This window comes from Pseudophaeobacter flagellatus (assembly GCF_021228235.1).
Lineage (GTDB): Bacteria > Pseudomonadota > Alphaproteobacteria > Rhodobacterales > Rhodobacteraceae > Pseudophaeobacter > Pseudophaeobacter flagellatus.
The window spans coordinates 188,573-211,483 of sequence record NZ_JAJQRG010000005.1 but is presented as its reverse complement, the minus strand read 5'-3'; the positions used below and the strand labels follow the sequence as shown (position 1 = coordinate 211,483).

The following is a 22,911-nucleotide window of genomic DNA, read 5'->3' as shown; positions in this document are numbered from 1 at the left end:
GGGCCTATGCCTCCAGCTCTACAGGTTTGCGAATGATGGGATCGGGAACGGCCCCGGCAGCAACGGTCAACACCGGCGAAGCGGCGGGCTGATGGGCCTGGGCCGTGGCCGCGTCATAGCGCCAGTGCAGCGACAGGGTCAGAGTGCCACCGCTGCGCGCGATGCGGCCCGCAAAAGGGTGATCGCCACCAGGCTCGGCAAAGCCGCCCTCGGGCACCGCCGATAAATCATAACCCACCCCGTCAACGGTGAGCGTGTCGCCCGCAACGCTGGCAGTGGTTTCAGGCTGACCGGGCAGACCGGCGCTGCAGATAAATGTAATGTGCATGGGAGAGTTCCTTTAGAACCAGCGGCCAATAGAGAGGAGGTCGACGTTATTGATCGCAGCTGCGCCAGAGGCATCAAACGCGGCAACGTCAACCGAGGTAAACCCCACAGAGCCAATGTTGATGGTGCGCGCCGAACTGACATCCCTGCCCGTCGCCGTGATAACCGGGGTGGCACCAAATACAGCCGGGAACGTCCAGGTGGTGGCACCAGGGCCGACTGGCAGAGAGGTCTTCCAGCAGATCTGCGTCCCATCCGCGAAGCGCACATATTCGCCATTGGCATTGCTGCCGCGCATGATCACGGCACCCGTGGGAACGCCGACAGCTTCAGAGACCGGGCCAACGATGGTTGATGACGTGAAGATCTTTTCCCAGGCATTCCAGGTACCTGCGACAGATGTGCGGTGATACATGCCGCCATTGAAGCTGTTTATATATATTTGCCCGATCCCGGTGCCACCCGCGCGCGTACAAATACACATGGCATAGTTGGCCGCCCCATCAGGTCGGGTCCCAACAGTGACCTCATTAACGCCATAAAACCCCACTGCAATGGACTGATCATCCAGATCCACCAAGGCCGGGGCAGCCGCCGCCCCAAGCCCAAAGGCCCCGGTCTTCAGCAGCTTTCCCGCCGCAGGGTCAGTTGGACTGGCCTGCACCGCAGTGCCATCCAGGCTGGCCGCCGTCAGCGCCGTAAAGGCCCCAGCCCTTGGCGTGATCAGGCCAATCTTGGTGTCATTCAGCGCACCGCCAATAATGGTGCTATTGGTTTCCAGATAGCTCCGCCAGGCCTCCATGAAGCCGATAAAATCATCTGTTGCCCATTTGAACAGGGCAAACATCTTGACGTCAAAATCTGCCTCTGGCGCAGAGCGTGTTGGTATATGCGGCGAAGCCGGGGCAAGGGGTGCTGCCATGGTTGAGCGATCCTATTTGATGGTTTTGAGAACAAGGGTGAAGATTGAATCCCCAGCCGCATCCAGCGGCTGCGTGTGGTCATCGACAAAGCCGAGATCTTCGATGCCGTAGTTTGGCGCGTATTCGCTGGAGCCGTAAAAGGCGGTCACCAACCCATCCACCTCGGACACCAGATCCATCACACGCGGTGCCTGCAGCGTCGGCACCCGCAGCGGCACGGTCACCTTGCGGGTGGAGCCACGCTTGATCAGCAGCTCATCGCCAAACTGGTCAAACTCTTTCCGGCTGTGACTGACATGGCCGATCTCGGCCCCATCCATGATGGTGCCCAGGATGTGGTTGCGCCCCAGCACGATATGACCAACCTCAGCCGTCCCGCCAGGCGCAGAGATCGTGATATCGATCCGGTGCCCAATGTAGCCCGGAAAGCCGTTCAACACCTTCTGGCGGGCATAGAAAATGCCACCAAAGAAATAGGTGTACATGCTGACCACATGGCCCGTGTCTGCCAGCTCAAAACTCTGATCGTAGATCTTCAAGGATCCATCCCAGACCTCGATCCGCATCGACCCGGCTGCAAGCCCAAAGAGAGAGATCGCATCACAGTCCCGCGTCGGCACGATCGAATAGGTGATCTCATCAGCACGGCTGGCCTTGTTGGAGCGGCGGTTGTCAAAGGCCGACCAGCGCTTGGTGGCAAGCCTGAGGTCCAGCCACCAGGTGCCATCATCCGAGACCGGGTCATTGCCCAGATTGCCGGGCTGCACACTCTCATAAATGCGATGCGTCACCAGGGAGATCACCCGATCCCCCTGGCCATAGGTGGCACCCGCATCCCAGACCGGGTGATCATCCTCGGCAATATTGGACGCCACCAGCTCAACATCCGTGACCGGCATCGGCGCGATAATATTGAAGTCCATCACACCACCTCTTTCGGCAGGCCCGCATCATTCCAGCTCTCAACCACCCGCGCGATTGTCTTGATCAGCAGTTCCATCTTCTGGCCCTGCACCCCGGCCTGGCGCGTCAGAGTGTCAACGCTCGCCACCACCTGGCGATTGTCCAGCATGGCCCTGGAATCGGAATGGCTGATCACCCGGCTGGATCCGGTGTTCTCCAGCTCCCAGCCCCGCTCGCCAACCACACGCCAGCCCCCGGCATGCACCCCGCCAGCGGCAAACTGCGGCACACCCCCGAGGCCCCGGATCTGTTCGCGCAGCTTGGCCAGACGGGATTTTTTCTCAGTGGTTGAGGCGTTCACCCGCCGCATGATCTCGCCATAAGAGGAGGATCCCAGCTGCTCCTGCAGCTCCGCCTTGAAGGCCCGCAGGTTATCCGCCGCGCCACCATAATAATCAAAGGAAGAGGTCAAATACCCGTTTGGCCCCAGACCAACGCTCTGCTTCTGCCCCACCAGAGAAACACCATACTTGCGGCGCAGCGCCTCAAAGGTGGCCAGGGTGCCCTCTGACTGGGATTGCTGCCGTCCGGCAATCGCGACACCCCTGGATTGCAGCCCAACAAGTTTGAGCTGCCCTTTCCGATGGGCCACATCATCATTCACCGCATCCCTGAGCGAACCCAGCATGTCCTGCAGCTTTGTCATGGGGCGCGCCAGCCCGCTGGTAGAGGCAACCAGATCGCTGAACACGCGGTCTGCGGTCAGGCTGACGCCGCCGTCAAACGTGAGCTTGCCGCCCGTGCTGCCGATCAGATCCTGCAGCTTGTTCAACCGGCCAATGGCTGCATTGCCCTTGTTGGTCAGCGCAACATGCACCTGGCGCGAGAGCGTTGCCGCCTGTGTCAACAACAGGGACCGCGTGTCGCCATCAAGATCCTGAACCAGCTTCAGCCGCATATCGCGCCGGATCTCTGCATCGGTGGTGAGCGCCAGACGCCGGGTTTTGGGATCGAGATCCTGCCCCAACACCAGGTCCAGCGTTGCCACATGTTCCGACAGCGCGTTGCTGGCGATCCAGCGATCCGCCGCAGTCAGATCATCGCGGCGAATGACAAAATCCAGTGTTGTCTGGATCCCCGTCCCGGCGCTATCCACCAGGCGGCGCAGCCAGAGCGGCGCGTTGTCATCGAGCGCGACAGCCACATCAAGACGCCCCACCAGATCATCATAGGAAAAAGCCTCCGCATCGGTGATGGCATCCTCCAGCGCCCCCAATGACGATTGGAACGCCTCGACCGTGCCATCCCAATCCGAGTGCAGCGCCTGCACCCCGTCGCTCAGTTCGCTCACCTGATCGCCGGTCAGCCCCTTCAGCTGCAGGAAGGCACCCAGCTCGCTCAGAACCTCGATCTGCCGATTATAAAGCGCTTCCAGCACCTCATCATTGCCGCTTTCCAGCTCAGCAACCCCGGCGACAAGGTTCAGCTTGCCCTGCACCAGGGCGGCAATGCGGCGATATTCCAGATCGGATCTGGCTGTATCCTGGGCCGATTGCAGATAGTCCCGCGCCAGACCAGCCAGGCCCGCCGCCGCTTCCTGATCGCCGCCGCGCGCCGCCTCATAAGCCTCATCAAACCGGCGCTGCTGTGCCGCCGCCGCCTGATCCCGACTGGCCCCGCCCAGCTCGGATGTGCCCAGACCAGACAGATAGTCGCGCAGACTGTCCGCCGTGCGCGCCCAAAGCGCGGCCGCAGCCCGTGCATCCGCCGCCATATCGCGCGCCACCTCGATCTGCAGGCCAATCTCGCCACCGATCTCATCCATCATGCCCGCAACCGACAGGCTGAGACTGTCGAGCTGCGGCAGAACCTGATCCATCGCCCCCGATATCTGCAACAGGCTGGCATAAAGCTCCCGCCCGTGTTCACTGGTGAGATCCAGACCCTCGACCAGCTGCCGGAACCCCGCCCGGCTTTCCGGCATCGCCAGGCCCATCTCTTCAAACCGATCACGCAGACGCCCCAGGATGGCATCGGCCTGCTCGCCTTCGGAATAGAACCCGGCAAAGTAGGTATTGGCCGCCGCATTCATGCCATCGGCACCGCCAAAGAGATCCACCAGAGCCGAGGCATTCTCCCCGCCCTCCAGAGACATATTGAACGCGCGATGCCCCAGCAGATCCGCCACACCATTGAAGGCCAGCAAACTGCCCGACAGCCGCGCCAGCGTTTCCAGCGCGCTTTCCCCGGCACGGCTGAATGTGTTGGTGCCCAGGATCAGCGAGGCCATGGAATTGCCCGTGGCTTTGATCTGCGTTTCCAGCTCCGCCTGGATCTGTTCGGCGCTCTTGCCATGGGTCCAGATGGTGAAGGCCGCGCCGGAGAATCCTTCCAGCGCCTCGGTGCCGAGGCCCAGGGTTTCCGCCATGGTCTCCAGTCCGGTGGTCAGCCCGGCCATGCTGTCATCCAGCGCTACCTCGAACTCGTAAGCCAGGCCTTTGTAGTTGGTCCGGTTGCCGCGCAGAAACCCGCCCTTGTAAAAATCAAACTGCGAGCCATTGAAGCCATTGGTATCAAAGTGGCCCCGAATGCCGCTGCCCGCGTATTTGCGGCTCAGCCCCTTGGCCAGCAGGGCAATCCCGCCAAAGACAATGCCAAGCGCAGGCAGGGCAGCCCCAAGCGCCCCCCAACCGCCAGACGCGCCAGAAAGTAGCCCGCCGAGATTGGCAAAGCTGGAGCCAATACCGCCGCCAGACAAAACCCCCAACAGACCCGAGCCAACCCCCGACAAGGCCCCACCGGCGCCGGTCAGTTTGAGCAACCCGCCTGCGCCACTCAACAAGCTGCCAAGACCACCGCCGCCGCCACCACCCAGGCCATCACCTAGGCCACCACCGCCGCCGCCACCGCCGCCGCCACCAAGGCTCAGGCCACCAAGCCCCAGGATCCCCGAGACAGAGGCCACCACCGGCAGCACGATCTTTGAATGGGCAAACTGATAGGCGATATCCTTGAGCATGCCCTTGATGGTGTCAGTCAGGCTGCCGCCCTCAAAGGCAGTGCGGGTGATGTTTTCCGCCCAGCGTTCCTGCTGATCCCGCACCCGGTCCAGCGCCGCCTCTGTCCGGTCCAGCTCGATCACCTGATCCGCCAGCGCCTCGATCTGCGCCTTGCCGATGCCGACACCTTCGCGGCCTAGCTTCTGCTGCACCGCGCGCACCGCTTCCAGTTTCCGGCGCTGCTCATCGGTCAGCCCCACCAGAGCGCGCCGGTCGCGGATCTCTTTTTGCAACCCCGCCAGCGCGCTCTTGCTGGCCGCACCCCCGGCAGAGCTCACCTTGTTCAGGGCACTGATCTGCGCCCGGTACTCGCCGCTCAGGCGCTGGTTTTCCTCAAACAGGCGCACCTGCTGATTGATCCCTTCTTCCACAGTGCGGCGCTGGCCATCGCGCATCTCTTCCAAAGGCGGCAGGGCCGCGACCAGCTCGGCGCGATACTTGGCCACATTGGCTGCCGCCTCGCCGCCGCCACCTGCCAAAACCGCCATGCCAGCCTTCAGCCCGGCGATATTGGCCTCAGCCCCCGCCAGTGCCCCAGGCAGACCAGAAAGATAGCCGCGCAGAGCCGCCGCCCGTCCCGCCGCCCCACCAAGCCCCTGCGCCAATTGGTCAGCCGCCACAGTGCCGCGATCGGTAAGAGTGACATTCTCAGACGTAATGCCATTCAGCTCATTCCAGCGCCGTTGCAGCTCAGCGATATTTGCCTCGATCTGTTTTCTGTTTGCCGCTTCTTCCTCAGTCAAAACATTGCCAGCCTGCACAAGTTTGATCATTTCTGCTTGCTTCAAAAGAAGCCGGACAACATTGCGCTCTGCAGCCTCATAGCCTGCGGCCATGAGCGCGGGCATTTCAACCAGATCTTTATCGCTAGGCTTGGCAAGTTCATCCAGTCCTGCTCTTGCGGCCTGCAACTCAACCAGCAGATCGCCATAGCCGAGCGCCGCCAGAACCGCTTCGCGCCGCTCTGCTTGAAGCTGCTCAATAACAGTGCGCCGCGCTGCTGCCTCTGCCATCTTTGCTTCGATCGTGGCTAGGGTAACTGGCCCACCTTTACGCAAGGCATCCGACAGCCGCGCCGATGCGTGGATCTGATCGCCCATCGCAATGGTCACATTGTCCATTGCGATCTCATGTGCCTCTGCAAACGAGACTGCTCCAGACACGTCACCGGCCAGCACTGTGCTTGCGACTGCCAGCGCGCTAAACCCGGCAACCACCAATCCAACCGGAGACGCCAGCGCAACAACCGCCCCAACCAGAGGGATCGCCAGTTTCAGCACCAGACCAAACCCCAGCGCCAAAGGCCCAAGGGTGGCCGTCAGGGCCGCGCCCTTCGCGATCAGCGCCTTGCTGCCATCGGACAGATTGGCAAACCACTCCGCCACGCTGGCCGCCTTGTCGCTCAGATCTTCCAGAAACGGCGCCAGCGCCACCGTGAGCTGATTGGCCATACCGCGACCGACAACACCCATGCGCGACAGCGCATCATTGGTGCGTTCGATCTGGTCTGCATCTACCTCAGAAATTGCCACGCCAAAGCGGGTGACATCATCCGTCGCCAGACGCAGCGCAGAACTGTCGATGCGGGTGAAGATCAAACCCGCCCGGCTGCCAAACAATTCCGAGGCCACCGCGCCGCGTTCCGCCTCTGGCACAAACTGCGCCATGGCCCCCTGGATCCGGGCAAGACGTTCATCCAGCGGCAGGCGCTGCAGGGCCTCGGCGCTGAGGTGCAGCCGGTCCAGCGCCTTCACCGCAGGGCCACTGCCCGCCGCCGCCTGGCTGAGCCGTTTGGTCAGCTGGATGGTGGCCTGCTCAACCTCGCCGATCGAGACCCCCGACAGATCCGCCGCCCGCTCCAGAACCTGCATCGAGGCCACCGTGGTCCCAAGCGACTGCGCCATTTTGGCCTGGGCATCCACAATCTTGAGGCTGGATTTCACCGCAAGCGCCGCCGCACCAACCATCGGCACCGTGAGGCCAAGCGCCAGCCGACGCCCCTGGCGTTCAACCGTATTCCCGAGCCGCACCATGCGCCGCTCGACGTTGCCCATGGCCGCAATGCCACGCTTGGCACCGCTTTCAAAAGCTGTGGATTCCAGCGACAACAGCCCCCGAAGCGAACCAATAATGGCCATCTATTTTCCCTTTTTACTTTGAAAGTGCAGCGCCATCAGACCCGCGCGCAGCTTGTCCAGATCCTGCGATGCATCCCGTTTTGCCGGTTTTGCCGGATCAGCCACCTTGGAGAAGTCCGGCATCTTTTTGGGATCGTGGAAGGCAAACTGCACCAGAATGCCCAACTCCTGATTGAGCACCCGCCAGGCTTTGAACTCCTGATCCTTGGCTTTGATCTTGGCGGTGGTGATCAGATCGTATTCCCGCAGAGTGACATCCCAGAAGTCATCGTGGTGCAGGTCCAACCCGCACCACGTGGAGAACAAGGCCTCCCAATCTACGCCTCTGCGGCGGCATTTCCCTTTCCCGGCGCGGCCTCGCCAGCCTCGCCAGCCTCGCTGGGGTCACTGAGGTCATCAGCCCCGCCGCCTTCATCAGCTGCGGATTTGACGTTAAAGGCGGCACCAATGGCGTCACCAACCAGCGGGAGCATCTTGCGCACCCCGCCCGCCTGGTCGATCAGATCCAGCGCCTGATCCTGATCGATGCCCTTGCCATCATTCAGCCCCGCCGCCAAAGCGGAGGCCATCAGGGTGACGCCCCCCGTTCCGGTGATCAGCTGATCCAGCAGGGTATCAAAAGGCTGCCCGCCGTTTTCCGCTTCAATGCGGATCAGGGCACGGGTCGAGAACTTCAGCTTCAGGGTCTTTTTGCCCAGCTTCATGGTTGCGCTGCGGATCATACGACTGGATCCCCTTTGGTCCATCCAACCACACCCGTTGGGCGCAGCTTGAGGTCGGTCATCAGATCACCATCCACATCCACCGACGGGATCGACGGGTTCACAAAGGCCTTGTAATCAAAGGCATCCCCGGTGAGCTGCTCCCCTTCAACAGCAGGCAGATCCACCTTGAAGAAGATCACCTTGCCCTTGCGGGCCAGCGCCTTCTCATAGAGATCAGCCGAGTAGAAGCACGACAGCGTCAGCTCGCCCGTGTCGGTCAGCCCGACGCCGTATTCCTTGTTGCGCCCTGGGCTGTCCAGCGAGGTCCGATCCCGGTATTCCGGGCTTTCCTCGGGGATGCCGACTGTCTTGCACCCCTTGATCACCTCCCAGGCGACCCCGTCTTCGGACCACTGCACATCGCACAGATCGCCCGGAATGACATTTTCTGCCATTGGCTTATTCCTTTCAGATTGTCAGAGTATTCAGCCAGTTACCCGGCCATGTTTCAGGTGCGGTAGCGCACCTGGAGGTCCAGCATTTGACGCCGGACCACTTCCCCGCCGGTCTCGGATGATCCGTCCCGGCGCGAGAGGTCTTTGCAGCGGATCACCGACCCGCCGCGATAACCTGTCAAAAGATGTGACACGGCAGGCCCAAGCGAGATCAGCTCACCATAAGACTTGGCGTCGATATTGACCTGCACCCGCGCGGTTTCCACATCCGCCCGGCCCTGCGATGAGTAGCCCGACACCGTGCCAATGCGTTGCAGGCTGATCCGGGGAAAGCCCACATCGCGGTCAAACAGGCCCCAGACAACGGGCAGCCCAAGGGTCTTGAGCAGATCTTTCAACTCGCGCTCCATGCTCATTTACCCGCCCTCAAAGCCTTGCGCCGTGCCCGCTCCAGTGTTTTTTCGATATCCTTGCGGATCTCCAGACCCAGAGCCTCCAGCATCCTGGGCGCATAGAGATCCCAGGCAGGCCGCAGGAAGGGATTGGCCGGCATCTCGCCGGTAAACTTGCCGGTGGCGTGCTGATAACGCGGCGCGGTGCCATCCTCATAGAGATGGGCATGCGGCGAATGACTGCCATCCGCCTGCACCGGCCCCACATACATGGCCACCCGGCTCCGACCCTGATCCCCCCGAGCGCCCCGCTTCTGGCCCTTGTCCAGCTTGCTGGTCACCGCGACTTTGAACTTGCCGCCCGCCATACCTTCCGCCGTTTGTGCCACCGGTTTCAGCACCTTCTTCAGCGCCCGCCGCCCCGAGGCTTTCGACTGGCCCCGCGTCAGCTGCACCAGGGCGCGCTCGATATCCCCCGCCCCTTCAATGCGCAGTTTTGCAACCATATCAGCCCCCTGCTTTCTTGATCCGCCAGGCGCTGATTTCCAGCTCATTACGAAAGCCCAATTCCTTGATCCCAGTGATCCGCCAATCATCCCCGTCAAAGCGCAGCCGAAAGGCACCGGTGATCACCGCAAGCCGCGCCGACCAGGACAGCACAAACCGGGCGTCTGATTTCTGCTCCACCGCCGCCGCCCGAAGGCGCTCGCCATCGGACACAGGCGCATAGCTGGCCCAGGGGCGCGCATATGCTGCCCATCCCGTTGCCACCATTTCCCCGGCGTCGTTTTCCTCAAATGAAGCCTGCAGAATGGTGATCCGCCGATCCCGCTCAGCAATCCGCATCAGAGCCACCAGCTTTTGAACGGCGCCACCAGCCGCGCGATCGACAGCGGCACCTCGACCGGCGTGCCCTCAAAACTCACAGGTTCCCGCGCCTTATAAAGATGCGCCGCAAACAGCAGGATTGCATGACAGATCGGCAGCGGCACCACACCCGGCGCGGCCCCATAGCCCGCCACATAATCAATCCGCAACGGAGTGCGGTGATGACCCGGCGCGCCCCAGGACGGCGCAAACGCCCCGCTGCGCCCGCCCTCCAGATCTTCAAGCGTCACGCCGTCAACCGCGATCCAGTTGCCAGCGGCGTCGCGGATCTCGGCCTGCACGATGTCGCGCACCGGCAACAGCGTGAGCGCGACGCCCTGGCCATTCCCCGGCACTGCCGAGAAGGTCTCCCGCCAGGTCTGATCCATCAGCGCCCGGCCCAACTCGCCATCCGCCCCATCAAACTGCGCGATCGCCACATCCAGGCAGTGCTGCAGGTGGTCATCATCTTCCCCCGCCTCCAGCCGCATATGCGCCTGCAACCGGACCAGATCCACCGGCGGCAGCCCCGGTGCAACACGCCGCGTCAAAGCCATAGGATCACTCCCCGGTTGGCTCGGTGGGCTCGGTGGGCTCGGTGGGCTCGGTGGGCTCGGTGGGCTCGGTGGGCTCGGTGGGCTCGGTGGGCTCGGTGGGCTCGGTGGGCTCGGTGGGCTCGGAAACCGCCACAACGGGCTGCGCCTCAGCGTCAAGCAGCTCGGCGTAGCCTGCCTTGATCAGATCCTGGCCAATATCATCAGCAACGGTCGGCTCGGTATTGGCGGTATAGCTGCAACGGACACCGGAACAGCTGGTAATGATTTTGATTTTCATGGGATCCACCCTTGGAATGAGGAACAGAAAAGCGGCCCCCAAAGGGACCGCCCAGACACAGCCAGATCAGGCCGACAGATCAGGCCGCCATCTGCAGTGTCTTGATGGCCTTGGTCTGGCCCGGCGCGCCGTCAATGCGATGCACCCCCATAATCCCGAGGTTGGGAAAGAACTTCTCGCGCGCCACACCAATCAGCGGGTTGCCCACCTTGCGCACATAATACTGCGAGAAGTCGCCAAAGGAGATCGGCTTGGCCGAGGCACCAATCTGCGCCATCGCCTGGTTGAACGACACAGGCTTGCCATTCAGCGAGGGCGTCACACCCTTGGTCACGTCACCATCAGACCAGAGATAGCGGCCATTGGCATCCTTGATCTTGCGCAGCGCCTTGACCGACTGGTCATGCATCTGGAACCGCACCTTGGGGCCAGTGCGATACGCAGGATCGACCGAATGCTCCAGCTCGATGATGTCATCAAAGGTCAGCACAGCCGCAGCCGCTGCCGCATGGCCGACCGGCGCGGCCGTGACAAAGCCAAGCGGTTCATTGCCGCCAGCACCCACCGTCAGCCACCTGTTGCCGGTGCGCCCGATGCGCTCCCCGATCAACTGACCCAGCAGCGCCTCAAAGCCAAAGCTGGAATCCTGCGCCAACTCAAATGACCATTTGATCCAGGGCGTCTTCATCACATGCGCCAGCAGCTGCGTCTTGCCGATCACAATGTCGCCGCTGTTGTCATCCACACCTTCAGCGCCCTCGGCATGGGGATCCATTTCCGCGTCAGTGTCATCCACCATGGGCATATCAAACGGCGCGCCATTGGCCAGATTGATCTCGGTCGCAATCGTCCCATCCATCATCGGGCCATGGGCGGCAGCGGCGATATTGATGGTATTGGCCAGCGTGGTGGGCACCAGAAAGCCGCCCTGCGCCCCGGTGCCGGTATTTTGCGCCCGGATCTCTTGCGCCCCCGCCCGCAGAGCCTCGCGCACCTCGCGGTCCAGCTCGGACATATCCGCCCCATTGGCAAGATACTGACGGAAGGCCTCGCGGTATTCATCCCCAACACCCTGCGCCGGGCTGTGCTGACGCTCTTCCTGACCGGGGCGCTGCGCTTCACGCTCTTCGCGTTCCTGGGTCTCGCGCCGCTGCTCTTCCTGCTGCGCCGCCTTATAGGCCCGCTCTTCACGATCGGCCTGCGCCACCACGCCGTCGCGCTCATCCATCATGGTATCAAATTTCTGATGCGCCGCCTCTGCCTCGGCCTTGGGCGTCGTGTCCGTCACGCTGTCCAGAATGGAGCGCGCTTCGGTTTCGATTTTCTTGGCGCGTTCGCGCAGTTCCTTGATCTTGCTCATGGGGTCACCCTTTGATGCTGAGATTGGTTGATGTTGAAGATTGGTTTTGGAAAGCTGCGCCTGCCCTGGGCGCGCGATGTATCTGGGCGGTGGAATGCGCGTTCAGCTGCCGCTGGCCAATCGCATCCGCATCTGCATCTGGCGGCGGTGCAGATCCCCGCCGCTGCCAAGTGCTGACTGTTTTGAGCGCAGGCCGATTTCGGTGCCCTCATAGGCCGGGTCCGTCACGATCGAGACATCATACAGGCGCACCGACTGAAGGCTGCGCACCGCGTGATCACCGGTTTCATCCCAGGTCTCTTTCTCCGCCAGAAAGGCAAAGCTCATCTTTGACAGATCCCCCCGCCGCATCTTTGGCAGGATCCGCATCACGTCCGGATCACTGGCGTCCAGCGCCGTATCCACCCGCAACCCGCGCTCATCTTCCGTCAGCGTCAGCGTGCCGGAGCTGGTGCGCGCCAGCGGCAGATCCCGGTGATTGATCAGAAAGGTCACGTCATCACCGCGCTGCAGTGCATCGGTGAAGGCCCCCCGTTCCACCACCTCGGACCAGCCCCAGTTGTCCAGCGGGCCGATCTCCGTCGCCTCGCCAAAGACAGCGGCATAGCCGGTCACATGGATCTGATCGCCCGCAGCCTCACGCAGCTCAACGGGCGCGAGGGCGCAATAGCGCACCTCACGTTTCGGCTCACTCATCGCGGCCTCCTGTTAGTCGGTTTCTGTTGTCTCTTCTGGCTCTTCGGCAGGCGTGTCGCTGTCGTGCTCACCCGCCGGGGGCGCATTCTTGTTGAAGGCCGTGCCCGCCATTTCCAGCGGCACCGTGGCCCCCTGGATAAACAGGGTATTGCCGCCCGCCAGCGGCGGCTTGTTCATCATTTCGCGCCCCTCATTGGGGGTCAAAAGCGCGTTCTGAACCGCCTTCACAATCGCCTCGATCCGGGTCTTGAAATCGCCCCGCATGATGCCGTCCAGATCCAGCTTCACATAGCGCCTGGAGCCGCGCCCAAAGATCTTCAGCGTCAGCTCCTGCTCAAACTTCTCAACCCAACGCCGCAGGGTATGTTTGACCAGGTGCAAATCCTGATGCTCGATATTGTTGTAATTGCCCTTGCTCAGCTCCTGCAAAAACACCGGCGGCAGCTGATAGATCCGCGCCACCTGCCCCACCGCAAAGATCTGCACCGGCGTCAGCTGCATTTTTTCAGGGTCATCCCCCAGCCGCACCAGATCATGCCCCGCTGGCATCGGCAGGATCGGCTTGCCGTCCTCTGCCGACCGGCGCGTCACCTTCATCAGATCCGCCGCCGCCCGCATCATTTCCTTGGCCGCCGTAAACGGGCCTTTCAGCACATAGGGCGGCACGCCATTCTTGCCAAAAACCGTCAGCGCATAGCGGTTGGCATTCAGCCCCTGACGGATGGCGCTGGCGCAGGTCATCACCGGATTATGGCAGTTCACATGATCCGGCTTCAGCATATAGGCGATATCAATCACGTCCTTCCCGGCATAGGTTTTCACCCGGCCCGATGGCTCCATGTAGTCATAAAACAGACGCCCCTTCACCCTGCGCACCGTGGTCCGCTCATACTCCATCGCAAACAGGTTGATGGCCTCGCCCCGCCGGTCGCGCTCGATGTAGCTATAGGCGCGCCCCGGACCAAAGACTTGGGAAAAGAAGGTCTCGCGCCAGCTGAACGAGGTGGTGCTGTCATTAACCGCAGCCCCCAAAACATCCGCCACGCCGCCGATCAGTTTCTTGTCGCCGCCCGTTTCATCGGTCTTTTCAAACACCTCGATCGGTAATCCCGCCATCGCCGCCGACAGAAAGTTGATCGCGTCCCAGACCGCCGGCATCGACAGCGCCTCTTTCATGGTCACGCCCTCGGACGTGCCCCCATTCAGAACATCGGCAATGCTGGTGGCAGTGCTGTCCATCAGCACCTGGGCGCGATCCTCTGCCGACACCTCGGCCACAGCCCGGTCACGCCGCAATCTGCCCATCAATCCCACAGGTCATCCTCCATTGAATAGCCATCATCGGCCCAGGGCGACTGCTCCGCCAAGCCACGGTCCCGGCACAGCGCCATGCCCGCCGACATCGCAAGCGACACCATGCCATCAATCCGGCCATGGGCCTTTTCCTTGTCAAACATCCGGTGCCCGGTACGGTTCTCGGCATAGGTCACCGAGGCCGCCATACTGTCCAGCAGCGGGTTTTTCGCCACTGTCAGCCGCCCATCGTAAATTGCGTTTTCCAGCTTGTTGATCGAATCCGGCATCCACAGATAGATCTCGACCTCTTCCCCCGGCTTGGTCGGATCCGGCACCTTGTCCAGGATCCGCTTCTGGAAGCCCTGCGGATGCACCTCACTTGGCAGCAGCAGCCCCTTTTCCGTCAGGCTGTCCTTCAACCGCTCCAACCCATATTGGTCGCAGGCAATCACCTCTGGCAGATAGCGCGCGTTCAGATCCGCCAGCGCATCCGCCAACCAGGGGTATTTCAGCCGCTCGCCGGGGATCGCCTCGATATGACCCTGATCTGCCCACAAATCATAAGGGGCCTGATCGCGGCCCGCGCGCTCCAGCAGCGTATCCTTCGGCGTCCAGAACCAGGTCTTTGACACCAGTTTTTCAGCGTCCTTGGTGGCATCCAGCACCCAGGTCAGGGTGAAGGCGGTAAAATCCCGCACCTGGCTGAGATCCAACCCACCAAAACAGCGGTATCCCTTCTCGGTCAGCGCCTCTGCATCCACCGCACCATGGCAGGCAACCCAGGCCTCGCGCTTGATCGCCGCCTTTACCGATTGCGTCCACTGGCAAAAATGCAGCCGTGCAATGCCGTTGCGCTTGCCCGGCATCATCCGCGCCTGTTTCACAACGCCCCGCAGATAGTCCTCCTCGATCGTCTCCCCCAAAAGCGGGTTCACCTTCACCCAGCAACTGGGATCGTTCTCCCAATCGTCGCCGTCATCCAGCGCGCAGATGAAGGCAAAGGTGCTGTCATCCTCATGTACCCCGGTCACCACATTGACCCCGTGCTGGTGTTCTTCCCAGCAGATCGATTTCTTGTCGGTGCCCGAATTGGTCGCCATGCACAAAAGCGGCTGCTTGCGGAACTTGAAGCCCCGCTCCAGCATATCGATCACATCCCGGTTGGGATGCTCATGCACCTCATCGGTCAGCGCGCAATGGGGGCGCGGACCCGACTGCGCCTTTTCCGCCGACAGCGGCTTGAACTTGCGCTTGTCGCCCGACTTGCCCACATAAGTGAGCTGCCAGACCGGGTTTTCCCCAAGCTGTTTCACCCGGCGTTTCAGCACCGGCGACTGATCCACCATCGCCACCGCATCCTGGAACAGAATGCCCGCCTGATCTTTTTTCGCAGCCGCCGCATAGATCTCGGCGCGCGGCTCGCCATCCGCCACCATCATATAGAGACCAATGCCGCCCAGCATTGGCGACTTGCCGTTGCCCTTGCCTTCCTCATCATAAAACCGGGTGAACCGGCGCAGCCAGGCCCCGTGGGTGGCGCTGAACTTTTTCCAACCAAACAGAGACCCGATCCGGAACGCCTGGCTGGGATGCAGATGAAAGGGCCGCCCCTCAAACTGACCGCCATTGAGCCGCAGCACCTGGGGAAAGAAGCTGATCGCCCTCTGCGCCGCCACCAGATCCCACTTGAGACCCCGCTTGGGCCCCTCGATCAGATCGCGCAGATGACGCTCCGCCGCCGCCCGCACATAAGGCCCGGCAATGATTTCCCCGGCGACAACATCCTGCGCCCAGGCCGTGACCGGATCCTCCTCATAGCTGATCCGCGCCACCGCCTCGCTCACGTCATGAACCCCTCTGGGCTATTGGGATCCGGGAAGTCAAAGCCCATCTGGCCACCGCCCGACAGCCCCCGTTCGGCAGCGGGCGTCATGCCAAAATCATTTGCTAGCCCCCGGATCTGCCGGAAGGTTTCATTCAGCTGCGCCACCTCTGGCCGTGCCTTGATCTGGGTGCCGTTGCGGGTCTGGCTCACATAGGTCTCCCCAAGCTCTTCCAGCTCCAGCTCGATCCGGTCATGGCGCACCACCGCTTTGCACAGCTGCAAAAAGGGCTGAAGGTGCTGCGGTTTCAGCCGATCAACCGTGGGATGACACAGCGGCAGCGCCAGCCGATCGAAGGTCCAGCGCAGCTGACCCGTCAGACCCTCGGGCCGCAATTCCTCAAGCCGGGCGCGGGCGCGCTCTTGCAGATTATGCGGCTGCACGCCCTCATCGGTGAGCGGAACAACCTTTTCCTCTGCTGGCTTGCGGCCCCGTGCCATTGCGTTGTTTCCTTCCCATAACCTGTGGCTTTTTCTATTCAATTACGGCTTTGCACACAGAAAGGTTCCCTCTCCGGTTTCCACCAAAAGGGATTTTCCTGCCGACCCTCCCCCTCCCCATCACGGGGTGCGAGGCTGGTCTACTGATTGGCGGGATGCAGCGGATCGATCGGCCAGCCATCGCTGCCGCGTTCCTGCGAGAAGCCCCGTGTTTCCAGCCGCTGCTTGTTCTGGTCATGGTCATCCGGGCACAGCGTCTGCAGGTTGCCCGGATCCAGAAACAAACCCCGATCACCCCGATGCGGGATCAGGTGATCCACCACCAAAAACCGCCGCCGTGGATTGCACTGATCCGCACCCGCCGAGGTCAGAGACCCATCATTCAGGATGCCGCGCCGCAGACAGGCCCGGCACAGCGGTTCCCGCTCCAGGTGCTGCGGACGCAACCGACGCCGCCATGCCGACAGATTGTAAAGGTGGTGGTAGTCGCTTCGGGCTGTCATTCACTGGCCCCCAGAACGCAAAATGCCCGAGGCGGGGTCTCCGCTCCGGGCGCAATTAGGTCGAGTGCACATTGGCAAGAGAGTGACATTCAAGTCAAGACACTTTTCCAAGGTGTGCGTTCAGGCATGCGGTCAGTGACCACAAAAGAGGTCAACGGGCAGGCCACCTGCAGGACGTGACGAAGATGCAAAAGAGCACCGTACCACCCCAGGTAGCGCCTGCGCGCAGCAGCAACATCGTGCGCAGAATTGGAATACCCAACCGGACACCAAAACCCATCATCGCGACCCGTCGCCTGATGTGCAGGCCATCGCAGACCTATCTGCCTGCACTGCTCCCGGTGAGCGTGTTGGCCATGCTTACTTGTGCGCCAAGCAACCGGCTTACAGGTCATTCGCGCACCCCGCATCCAATCAGGACGCTCACCAACGCGGGCCAATTCCGCAATCCCGATCGCCATCCGGCGCCCGCCGTAGACCTCGGGCAGACAGGCGAGGGATGCCGCAACCATATCAGCGTCGTGATGGCGCGGGGATGATCCGCCACCCTGGACCCGACAGCCCAGCTTTGCTTGCTGCATCATAAGGTATTCCACACCAACACCGGGGCGCGCTCCGGTCTCTCTCTCAATTTCATCGAAGTCCAGACCAACCTTTTCACGCTGAAAAGCCCATTCGATCAGATCGAGAACTCCGACGTCACGCCTTCCCGTGCGTGGGGCCCGTACCGCAGTCAGGCTCGATCCCAATCCCGGCTCAAGTTGTGCCGCCATATCCACAACCATATTCATGCCGCCCGCCCAGCCCGCGCCTGATCGGCAATGTCCTGACACCTGCGCATCGCGGCCAGACGCCGATCCCGAAACGCCAACTGATCTGGTGGGATCTGTTCACCGCGCGACATCCGTAGCTCAATATCCTCTAGGCGGCGCGCATGCTCGATGCCTTCATTGCGCAGCTTGGAGCAGGTCCAGTCACCGGGCCAAATGCCGCGTTCAGCTGTGACCTGCCGCAACAGCTCAGGCGCCCATCCCTTGGCCAGCGCCTCTGGCACCAGATGATGGGTGGCGAACACCTTGAGGATAAAGGGCGACGGGCCAGCCTCGGGCGTCTCAATCCTGTGGGCCTTTTGCAAGATATGAAGGGCAATAGGAAACCGATCTTTATCCTTGCCGCCGGGGTGAGCTTCGACCCACTCGCGCAACTCAGCCAGCCCGGTGTCGCTCATATACGCTAACTTCTGGGCCAGTTCTTTTTTTTGCAGTTCAAAATCGGCCTTAGTCGCCTTTGATGGCCTGACAAGCCCCAGCGCCTCTAACGGCTCAATCAGAACCGACAGCACCTGCTTTTCACCTTCTCTCTGCGCTTTCTCTTCCATCGCCTCTAATCCTTCTCAGCAATTTCAACGTTTGCCTTTTCTTTCGTCCAACTGTCACTGGGGGTAAGGGGGTTCTGATCTGATCTGGTCTGTTCATCGCGGAAAAAAGCGTGACAGTTTTCGCTCAAAAAAAAGCTCATCGCCCGTGACTTTCACTATATCTAGTGGGACGGATGCCAGCGGACACATTCGGACTGTCCGAATGCTGTCCATTTGCTGTCCTCGGACTGTCCAAGGACTGTCCGCCGGACACTTTCGGACCGTCCGAGGACTGTCCCAATGTGTCCGTTCGGACAGGGCGAACGTTGCCAACCAAGCCCGCCGCCGTCGCTGCGTTCATAACATTTTTTGTTGTTAGCTGTGCGCCATCAGGCAAGGCGGCAAGAACCATGTCCTGCACCTCATGAAACTTGGCGCCGTTCTCAGTCATCCCACACTCCATGAGCTTGACTGCCAAACGCTCACGGCGCTTACGCATCGCATCTTTGGTCTTCTTCCCTTTCTTGCGCCCCCAGGCATCCTCGATCAGGGGAACAATCCGAGACCAATACCGCCGCCCATCGGAGCACGAATGCCAGAGAGATAGGGCTTCCTTCAATTCCTCAGAAGCGACACTGCGCGGTACCAACTGCTCAATGTCAGCCACTGTACAAGGCAAGGAACCTGCTGGGGATTGACGCAAACTGACCGCGTACAAGCGGAAAACTGCACCTAGACCCGCAGAGGACAAACCAAGAGCCCATTCCTCGCTCAGCCAATCAATCGGCATGTCAATGCGTTCAAACCCGCCCAAAGAAACATCAGCTTCAATCGGAGGCTCAGGGTAGCTATCCCAATTGCACAGGTCAGCCATCACACGCCCCCTGCGTTCAAACAAAGGGGGCGAACCAGCGCTAACCCCGCAGGCTCACAAAGACGCGGAACTATCTCTTTTGGTCTGGCGCGCGACCCGCGTCGGGCGGCGTGAACGGCTGCCTTTTTCGTGTGCCGCGCTGGCGCAACTTGTTGAACTTCACGGCTGCCTCCAGCCCTTCCAGCATTATCGGATGGGACAAACGCATCTCTTTGCCGCACTGCACCCTCACCCAGCCCCACAAAGGGTTGTACTCTCTGGCCATCAACTCCCGCCACTGTTCCGGCGAAATGTGTAGCAGATGCGCAAGTATATCTTCGTCGTCCGGCAGCGTTGCGGGCGGTAAGTGGTCCATAGAATGCGACCACAGCCTCAGTGCCACGCCCAACACTTCGAAATCCGCCATGCGACCAAATTCGGAATTTAGCAAGCGGCGGTGCATCACAGGAAACCAGGTTATATAGCTCCACCGCAAATCGAGAGGGTATGGATACTCGACAATTTGCCTTTTCACTTTCGCGCTCCTTGAACCAAAACTGGAAAGCACCAAACTTGCCGAGTTTGCCCCGTTCAATCAACTCTGACATGGCATTTTATCCCCCCTCTGACTGAAACAAACGGCTTGCCCCAGATATGTTCGCGTCGGACGTAATATCTCCCCAGGGCCATCTCGACCCGGCGTTCAATTTCGACAAATTCAGCGGCGCACCGCGGATCCGCTTTGCGCCGATCAGCAACAGCGCGCAGCGCATGCATGACAGTGGTGTGATCCCGCCCACCAAAGCGCCGGCCAATCTCTGGCAGACTATGATTTGCTTTTTGCCGGATCAGCGCCATGGCCATCTGGCGCGGCCAAGCTAGGCGCCGCGCACGGCTGGGCCCAATCATTTCGCCAGCGCGCAGGCAGTAATAGCCGCGCACGACACCAAGAATGACCGCCACCGGGTCCGATGCCAGCCTGTGCCCAATGGCCTTGCTTGGATTAACTTTCATCAGTCGTACCTTTCCCAAAACAGTGACACAGGCCCAAATTCGAAATGCCAACCGCCGCGCAACCAGACACCGGTTAACGGATGGAACCGGCAGTGAGATCGATGCAAACTGATCCGCCACTCTCGTATGACGATCCAATTGAACAGGATTTCAGGGATCACGCGCAGCCCTCCAACAGATAGACAGGTTTTACCGCCGCCAATGCCAGACAAACCGCCTGCCAGACATCCGGCGCGTCTCGCCAGCCAACAGCAGGCGGAACAATGATGCAGCCGCAAGCGCGCACAGCAGGCGCAGGCAGGGCAACATCCTGCCCGGACCAACCGGCCATAAAGGCGGGCGAGATCGCCATGATTTGGGCCTGGGCGAGATCTTGCAGCCATGCCCCGGCATAATCAGCACCCAGCACAGGCCCGCCCTCAGAATATCTATAAGGCGTGGCCAAGCAGGCCAGCTGGCCGGTTTCACGCGTAGAAATCTCTGCCAGCGCCAGGCCTTCATGCAGGATCGGCTGACCCTGCCAATGCCAACGCAGCCATGCCCAATCCGGCCGGGGTGGGAATTGGCTGCGCCGGGTTGCGAGGCGCGCGGTCATTCTGCCGCCATCCTCAGCGCCCGGTCACGCCGCCGCTGATTTCCTTTGTGAGTAACCATTTCCAAATGGTCAGGATTGACGCAGCGCCGGTTGCGGCACTTGTGATCGATCTGTTTTTTGCCAGGAATGAAGCCGTTCTTATTGGTGAACATCACCCGATGCACGGCAACCGTCTGACCGTCCAGGCACATGCGGGGATAATCACCACCGCGCCCATCGCCCGAATCTTGGCCGGTCCACCGCCAGCAATCACTGCCCAAGACCGGGCAGCAGACAAGCTCAATCCGCGCGCGGACCTTTGCCTCAATCGCTTCGCGCCGGTCACCCATTGTGTGCCCCTTGAAAAAGCGGACGCGCAGCGCGAACTGCGCCAACGCGCCCGAGGTTAGACAGGGAGGATTTGGGGGCCACTTGCAGGCGCGCCTGCCCCCGGTCAGCGTAGGCAGCGGATGGCAATCCGCAGCCTGCAGTGTTTTCGCAGACAACCGGGGCTTGTTTACCACCCCGATTGACTGCACCCTTCGTCACACGCCAATGATTTTCGAAAGGGATTCTGTCTTGGACCTGCAACACGCGACGTTTCTCGCAGCCGCAGTCTCTGCCGCTGCCGCCTGTTTTGCCGCCTATAGCAGCTTCAAACAAACCCGCCTTCTTAACCAACAAGCGCAACGCCCGGAGCCAATTTTTGAGGTAGTGCGAATGGGAGAAGAAATCAGCGGCTCTGACAATTGGCGTCCGGTCCGCATCCTTGTGACAAACCCCAGCAACGTCGTGCTGGAAGTAAAATCCGCCACTGCCATCTCTTGGAAAGCAAGGCTGCGCCCCTCCAAACCACCCTCCCCACCTCAAGGCGAAAGAACGCTTAATTTCGATAGCCCTCGCCCGGTCAGACCAGGGGCGACCGACGCTTTTTTCAACTTCAATCTTCAGGGAAGAAAGGGGAGAAGCGTTCGAATTCGGTTCGACTATTTTTACAGGGACCTGATCAATGAAATCAAAAGCCATACAATCGAAATCTGAGCGAAGGCCAGGGCGAACTGCGCCAATGCAATAGCTAGCATCACCACTTCGGCGGACAAAACGGACTCGATCATCAGACCTATTATCTCCTATTGCAAACGCCCCCCAAAAAACGGGGCGCGTGACGCGATCGGCGACAACACGCCCCAAGTTCAACAGGGAGGGATTGGGCGCCACTTGCAGGCATGCCTGCCCCCGCTCACCATTGACATGAGCGACGGAAAACCCACCCCTATTTTTTTCGGTGCCGCTCATGCCGCCTGCCCCAGTTGCGCGCCAAAGAAACCCGGCGCGGCGGGGTCTGTCAGTATGACCAACAGCGCGATGTGGCTGGCGGGGGCGGTGACTGCGCCCCACCAGTTCAGCGCGGTCTGGAAACTGACATCGCAGAACAGCGCTACCTCGCGCGGGCTGTTGAACCGGGCGCGGAAATAGCTGGACCACAGATCCGGCGCGCTGGCCTTTAGGGCGTAGGGGTCAAATTGATTTGACCAAGAGGTTTGCACCTGCACCGCGCTAGCGTCAGCGCATGACACATCATTGTTCACAATCAGGGTCAGACGGGGGCGGCTCATGCGGCGTCCTCCGTCTGGTCAGCATCCGGAGCCGGGTTTTTCGCTATATAGGCGCGCAGCCGGTCAACGGTGCGCAGCGTTGGGCTACCGTCTCCGCTTTCCCATTTTGCCCAGGTTCCACCACCCCCGACCCCAGCCTTCTGAATGACGGTCGATGGGGTGATCCCAAACTGCGCGGCATAGGCGCGAACATCTGCCATGAATTGTTCCATGGCTCATGGATAGGATTAAACTCCTATATGCGTCAAGGGACTTTACACCGATTTATCTTTAACTCTGCATAGTAGAAAATACCTACATGAACCGCGATCACATCACAGAGCCATTCCTCCTACGTCTTCAAGATCGGATCGAAAACGACCGAGACTTGACTGCGGCTGGCCTCGCAATAAAGGCAGGCCTCGACAACTCTGCCATCCGGTCCATGCTCAAGAACAATGCGAGCCCCCGCGTCGCAACCATGCGGAAGATTTGCGCCGCCCTAGGGACGACGCTGGAAGAGTTCATGAGCAATGCTCAGACCTCAGAAGAGCAAGAAATTGTGCGTCTATTTGCCCAGCTACCCGAACCGCTAAAACAGCAGCTTCTGGGCTACGGGCGAGGTCTTGCTGCTGCTGCGGATCAGTCTCAGCCAAAAGACGCCTCAGAAAACGAATAAGTTCAATATCAGTCATGGAAATCTCCTCCTGCCACCCAACGGCAAACAAGAACGAGACC

29 protein-coding genes are annotated in these 22,911 nt (G+C 60.8%); 2 read left to right on the top strand and 27 right to left on the bottom strand.

The features are described 5' to 3' along the window. Positions 1-4 precede the first annotated feature (4 nt). From LRK71_RS11870 to LRK71_RS11750, 25 genes are all read right to left on the bottom strand, one after another. Positions 5-328, bottom strand: a complete 324-nt coding sequence (locus LRK71_RS11870) for a hypothetical protein (RefSeq protein ID WP_232404005.1) — start codon at positions 326-328, stop codon at positions 5-7. A gap of 12 nt (positions 329-340) precedes the next feature. Further along, positions 341-1,249, bottom strand: a complete 909-nt coding sequence (locus LRK71_RS11865; RefSeq protein ID WP_232403994.1) for a pyocin knob domain-containing protein — start codon at positions 1,247-1,249, stop codon at positions 341-343. A 12-nt stretch (positions 1,250-1,261) separates the two neighbouring features. Beyond that, positions 1,262-2,173 carry a hypothetical protein gene (locus tag LRK71_RS11860; RefSeq protein WP_232403992.1) on the bottom strand — a complete coding sequence of 304 codons (912 nt, stop codon included), beginning with the start codon at positions 2,171-2,173 and terminating at the stop codon, positions 1,262-1,264. Continuing rightward, positions 2,173-7,350: a phage tail tape measure protein gene (locus LRK71_RS11855; RefSeq protein WP_232403990.1), complete on the bottom strand. Its 5,178-nt coding sequence runs from the start codon at positions 7,348-7,350 to the stop codon at positions 2,173-2,175. Before LRK71_RS11855 ends, LRK71_RS11860 begins: the two co-directional genes overlap by 1 nt. Next, positions 7,351-7,656, bottom strand: coding sequence for a hypothetical protein (locus LRK71_RS11850; protein WP_232403988.1), 306 nt, complete (start codon positions 7,654-7,656; stop codon positions 7,351-7,353). Positions 7,657-7,667: 11 nt separating this feature from the next. Beyond that, positions 7,668-8,072, bottom strand: coding sequence for a hypothetical protein (locus tag LRK71_RS11845; RefSeq protein WP_232403986.1), 405 nt, complete (start codon positions 8,070-8,072; stop codon positions 7,668-7,670). Beyond that, the gene (locus tag LRK71_RS11840) at positions 8,069-8,509 is read right to left on the bottom strand and encodes a phage tail protein (protein WP_232403985.1); all 441 of its coding nucleotides are present in this window, start codon (positions 8,507-8,509) and stop codon (positions 8,069-8,071) included. The genes LRK71_RS11845 and LRK71_RS11840 overlap by 4 nt, the downstream gene beginning before the upstream one ends. Before the next feature lie 53 nt (positions 8,510-8,562). Continuing rightward, positions 8,563-8,925: a hypothetical protein gene (locus LRK71_RS11835; RefSeq protein ID WP_232403983.1), complete on the bottom strand. Its 363-nt coding sequence runs from the start codon at positions 8,923-8,925 to the stop codon at positions 8,563-8,565. Beyond that, on the bottom strand, positions 8,922-9,407 hold the full coding sequence (locus LRK71_RS11830; RefSeq protein WP_232403981.1) for a hypothetical protein: 486 nt from the start codon (positions 9,405-9,407) through the stop codon (positions 8,922-8,924). Before LRK71_RS11830 ends, LRK71_RS11835 begins: the two co-directional genes overlap by 4 nt. 1 nt (position 9,408) lies before the next feature. Next, positions 9,409-9,747, bottom strand: coding sequence for a head-tail adaptor protein (locus LRK71_RS11825; RefSeq protein WP_232403980.1), 339 nt, complete (start codon positions 9,745-9,747; stop codon positions 9,409-9,411). Further along, complete coding sequence (locus LRK71_RS11820) at positions 9,747-10,325, bottom strand: head-tail connector protein (protein WP_232403977.1); 579 nt, start codon at positions 10,323-10,325, stop codon at positions 9,747-9,749. The genes LRK71_RS11825 and LRK71_RS11820 overlap by 1 nt, the downstream gene beginning before the upstream one ends. 4 nt (positions 10,326-10,329) lie before the next feature. Further along, positions 10,330-10,602, bottom strand: a complete 273-nt coding sequence (locus LRK71_RS11815; protein ID WP_232403974.1) for a hypothetical protein — start codon at positions 10,600-10,602, stop codon at positions 10,330-10,332. Positions 10,603-10,681: 79 nt separating this feature from the next. Then, positions 10,682-11,962 (bottom strand): phage major capsid protein, encoded by a 1,281-nt coding sequence (locus LRK71_RS11810; protein ID WP_232403972.1) that lies wholly within the window; start codon positions 11,960-11,962, stop codon positions 10,682-10,684. Between the two features lie 102 nt (positions 11,963-12,064). Next, positions 12,065-12,658: an HK97 family phage prohead protease gene (locus LRK71_RS11805; RefSeq protein ID WP_232403961.1), complete on the bottom strand. Its 594-nt coding sequence runs from the start codon at positions 12,656-12,658 to the stop codon at positions 12,065-12,067. 12 nt (positions 12,659-12,670) lie between these two features. Continuing rightward, positions 12,671-13,963, bottom strand: a complete 1,293-nt coding sequence (locus tag LRK71_RS11800) for a phage portal protein (RefSeq protein ID WP_232404165.1) — start codon at positions 13,961-13,963, stop codon at positions 12,671-12,673. After that, positions 13,963-15,798: a terminase large subunit gene (locus tag LRK71_RS11795; protein WP_232403960.1), complete on the bottom strand. Its 1,836-nt coding sequence runs from the start codon at positions 15,796-15,798 to the stop codon at positions 13,963-13,965. Before LRK71_RS11795 ends, LRK71_RS11800 begins: the two co-directional genes overlap by 1 nt. After that, positions 15,795-16,277 carry a P27 family phage terminase small subunit gene (locus LRK71_RS11790; protein ID WP_232403951.1) on the bottom strand — a complete coding sequence of 161 codons (483 nt, stop codon included), beginning with the start codon at positions 16,275-16,277 and terminating at the stop codon, positions 15,795-15,797. The genes LRK71_RS11795 and LRK71_RS11790 overlap by 4 nt, the downstream gene beginning before the upstream one ends. A 140-nt stretch (positions 16,278-16,417) precedes the next feature. Next, positions 16,418-16,780, bottom strand: a complete 363-nt coding sequence (locus LRK71_RS11785; protein WP_232403946.1) for an HNH endonuclease signature motif containing protein — start codon at positions 16,778-16,780, stop codon at positions 16,418-16,420. Positions 16,781-16,869: 89 nt separating this feature from the next. After that, positions 16,870-17,571, bottom strand: coding sequence for a hypothetical protein (locus tag LRK71_RS11780; RefSeq protein WP_232403944.1), 702 nt, complete (start codon positions 17,569-17,571; stop codon positions 16,870-16,872). Further along, the gene (locus LRK71_RS11775) at positions 17,568-18,158 is read right to left on the bottom strand and encodes a hypothetical protein (protein WP_232403942.1); all 591 of its coding nucleotides are present in this window, start codon (positions 18,156-18,158) and stop codon (positions 17,568-17,570) included. Before LRK71_RS11775 ends, LRK71_RS11780 begins: the two co-directional genes overlap by 4 nt. Positions 18,159-18,294: 136 nt before the next feature. After that, complete coding sequence (locus LRK71_RS11770; protein WP_232403941.1) at positions 18,295-19,011, bottom strand: hypothetical protein; 717 nt, start codon at positions 19,009-19,011, stop codon at positions 18,295-18,297. 70 nt (positions 19,012-19,081) lie between these two features. Continuing rightward, positions 19,082-19,525 carry a hypothetical protein gene (locus tag LRK71_RS11765; RefSeq protein WP_232403940.1) on the bottom strand — a complete coding sequence of 148 codons (444 nt, stop codon included), beginning with the start codon at positions 19,523-19,525 and terminating at the stop codon, positions 19,082-19,084. A 56-nt stretch (positions 19,526-19,581) separates the two neighbouring features. Then, positions 19,582-20,004, bottom strand: coding sequence for a helix-turn-helix domain-containing protein (locus LRK71_RS11760; RefSeq protein ID WP_232403937.1), 423 nt, complete (start codon positions 20,002-20,004; stop codon positions 19,582-19,584). Positions 20,005-20,161: 157 nt separating this feature from the next. Then, a complete protein-coding gene (locus LRK71_RS11755) occupies positions 20,162-20,599 on the bottom strand; it encodes a hypothetical protein (protein WP_232403935.1) in 438 nt (145 codons plus the stop codon). Then, entirely contained in the window at positions 20,596-20,928 is a 333-nt protein-coding gene (locus LRK71_RS11750) for an HNH endonuclease signature motif containing protein (protein ID WP_232403933.1), read from the bottom strand. Before LRK71_RS11750 ends, LRK71_RS11755 begins: the two co-directional genes overlap by 4 nt. A 229-nt stretch (positions 20,929-21,157) precedes the next feature. On the opposite strand from LRK71_RS11750, the gene LRK71_RS11745 reads away from it, so the two are divergent. Then, positions 21,158-21,619, top strand: coding sequence for a hypothetical protein (locus tag LRK71_RS11745; RefSeq protein ID WP_232403931.1), 462 nt, complete (start codon positions 21,158-21,160; stop codon positions 21,617-21,619). A gap of 251 nt (positions 21,620-21,870) precedes the next feature. Here LRK71_RS11745 and LRK71_RS11740 read toward each other — a convergent pair whose 3' ends face one another. Continuing rightward, complete coding sequence (locus LRK71_RS11740) at positions 21,871-22,194, bottom strand: hypothetical protein (protein ID WP_232403930.1); 324 nt, start codon at positions 22,192-22,194, stop codon at positions 21,871-21,873. After that, positions 22,191-22,394, bottom strand: a complete 204-nt coding sequence (locus LRK71_RS11735; protein WP_232403926.1) for a helix-turn-helix domain-containing protein — start codon at positions 22,392-22,394, stop codon at positions 22,191-22,193. Before LRK71_RS11735 ends, LRK71_RS11740 begins: the two co-directional genes overlap by 4 nt. A gap of 98 nt (positions 22,395-22,492) precedes the next feature. Between LRK71_RS11735 and LRK71_RS11730 the strand changes: the two genes are divergently transcribed. Beyond that, positions 22,493-22,852 (top strand): helix-turn-helix domain-containing protein, encoded by a 360-nt coding sequence (locus LRK71_RS11730; protein ID WP_232403924.1) that lies wholly within the window; start codon positions 22,493-22,495, stop codon positions 22,850-22,852. Positions 22,853-22,911: the final 59 nt, after the last annotated feature.

Excerpts from the sequence above, each read along its gene's own strand:
- LRK71_RS11815 (WP_232403974.1), bottom strand. The coding sequence starts at position 10,602 with ATGAAAATCAAAATCATTACCAGCTGTTCCGGTGTCCGTTGCAGCTAT.
- LRK71_RS11865 (WP_232403994.1), bottom strand. The coding sequence starts at position 1,249 with ATGGCAGCACCCCTTGCCCCGGCTTCGCCGCATATACCAACACGCTCT.
- LRK71_RS11760 (WP_232403937.1), bottom strand. The coding sequence starts at position 20,004 with ATGAAAGTTAATCCAAGCAAGGCCATTGGGCACAGGCTGGCATCGGAC.
- LRK71_RS11820 (WP_232403977.1), bottom strand. The coding sequence starts at position 10,325 with ATGGCTTTGACGCGGCGTGTTGCACCGGGGCTGCCGCCGGTGGATCTG.
- LRK71_RS11870 (WP_232404005.1), bottom strand. The coding sequence starts at position 328 with ATGCACATTACATTTATCTGCAGCGCCGGTCTGCCCGGTCAGCCTGAA.
- LRK71_RS11835 (WP_232403983.1), bottom strand. The coding sequence starts at position 8,925 with ATGAGCATGGAGCGCGAGTTGAAAGATCTGCTCAAGACCCTTGGGCTG.
- LRK71_RS11860 (WP_232403992.1), bottom strand. The coding sequence starts at position 2,173 with ATGGACTTCAATATTATCGCGCCGATGCCGGTCACGGATGTTGAGCTG.
- LRK71_RS11800 (WP_232404165.1), bottom strand. The coding sequence starts at position 13,963 with ATGGGCAGATTGCGGCGTGACCGGGCTGTGGCCGAGGTGTCGGCAGAG.
- LRK71_RS11785 (WP_232403946.1), bottom strand. The coding sequence starts at position 16,780 with ATGACAGCCCGAAGCGACTACCACCACCTTTACAATCTGTCGGCATGG.
- LRK71_RS11770 (WP_232403941.1), bottom strand. The coding sequence starts at position 19,011 with ATGGCTGACCTGTGCAATTGGGATAGCTACCCTGAGCCTCCGATTGAA.
- LRK71_RS11825 (WP_232403980.1), bottom strand. The coding sequence starts at position 9,747 with ATGCGGATTGCTGAGCGGGATCGGCGGATCACCATTCTGCAGGCTTCA.
- LRK71_RS11750 (WP_232403933.1), bottom strand. The coding sequence starts at position 20,928 with ATGGGTGACCGGCGCGAAGCGATTGAGGCAAAGGTCCGCGCGCGGATT.
- LRK71_RS11730 (WP_232403924.1), top strand. The coding sequence starts at position 22,493 with ATGAACCGCGATCACATCACAGAGCCATTCCTCCTACGTCTTCAAGAT.
- LRK71_RS11775 (WP_232403942.1), bottom strand. The coding sequence starts at position 18,158 with ATGGAAGAGAAAGCGCAGAGAGAAGGTGAAAAGCAGGTGCTGTCGGTT.
- LRK71_RS11810 (WP_232403972.1), bottom strand. The coding sequence starts at position 11,962 with ATGAGCAAGATCAAGGAACTGCGCGAACGCGCCAAGAAAATCGAAACC.
- LRK71_RS11855 (WP_232403990.1), bottom strand. The coding sequence starts at position 7,350 with ATGGCCATTATTGGTTCGCTTCGGGGGCTGTTGTCGCTGGAATCCACA.
- LRK71_RS11780 (WP_232403944.1), bottom strand. The coding sequence starts at position 17,571 with ATGAATATGGTTGTGGATATGGCGGCACAACTTGAGCCGGGATTGGGA.
- LRK71_RS11735 (WP_232403926.1), bottom strand. The coding sequence starts at position 22,394 with ATGGCAGATGTTCGCGCCTATGCCGCGCAGTTTGGGATCACCCCATCG.
- LRK71_RS11830 (WP_232403981.1), bottom strand. The coding sequence starts at position 9,407 with ATGGTTGCAAAACTGCGCATTGAAGGGGCGGGGGATATCGAGCGCGCC.
- LRK71_RS11805 (WP_232403961.1), bottom strand. The coding sequence starts at position 12,658 with ATGAGTGAGCCGAAACGTGAGGTGCGCTATTGCGCCCTCGCGCCCGTT.
- LRK71_RS11845 (WP_232403986.1), bottom strand. The coding sequence starts at position 8,072 with ATGATCCGCAGCGCAACCATGAAGCTGGGCAAAAAGACCCTGAAGCTG.
- LRK71_RS11790 (WP_232403951.1), bottom strand. The coding sequence starts at position 16,277 with ATGGCACGGGGCCGCAAGCCAGCAGAGGAAAAGGTTGTTCCGCTCACC.
- LRK71_RS11840 (WP_232403985.1), bottom strand. The coding sequence starts at position 8,509 with ATGGCAGAAAATGTCATTCCGGGCGATCTGTGCGATGTGCAGTGGTCC.
- LRK71_RS11755 (WP_232403935.1), bottom strand. The coding sequence starts at position 20,599 with ATGACCGCGCGCCTCGCAACCCGGCGCAGCCAATTCCCACCCCGGCCG.
- LRK71_RS11740 (WP_232403930.1), bottom strand. The coding sequence starts at position 22,194 with ATGAGCCGCCCCCGTCTGACCCTGATTGTGAACAATGATGTGTCATGC.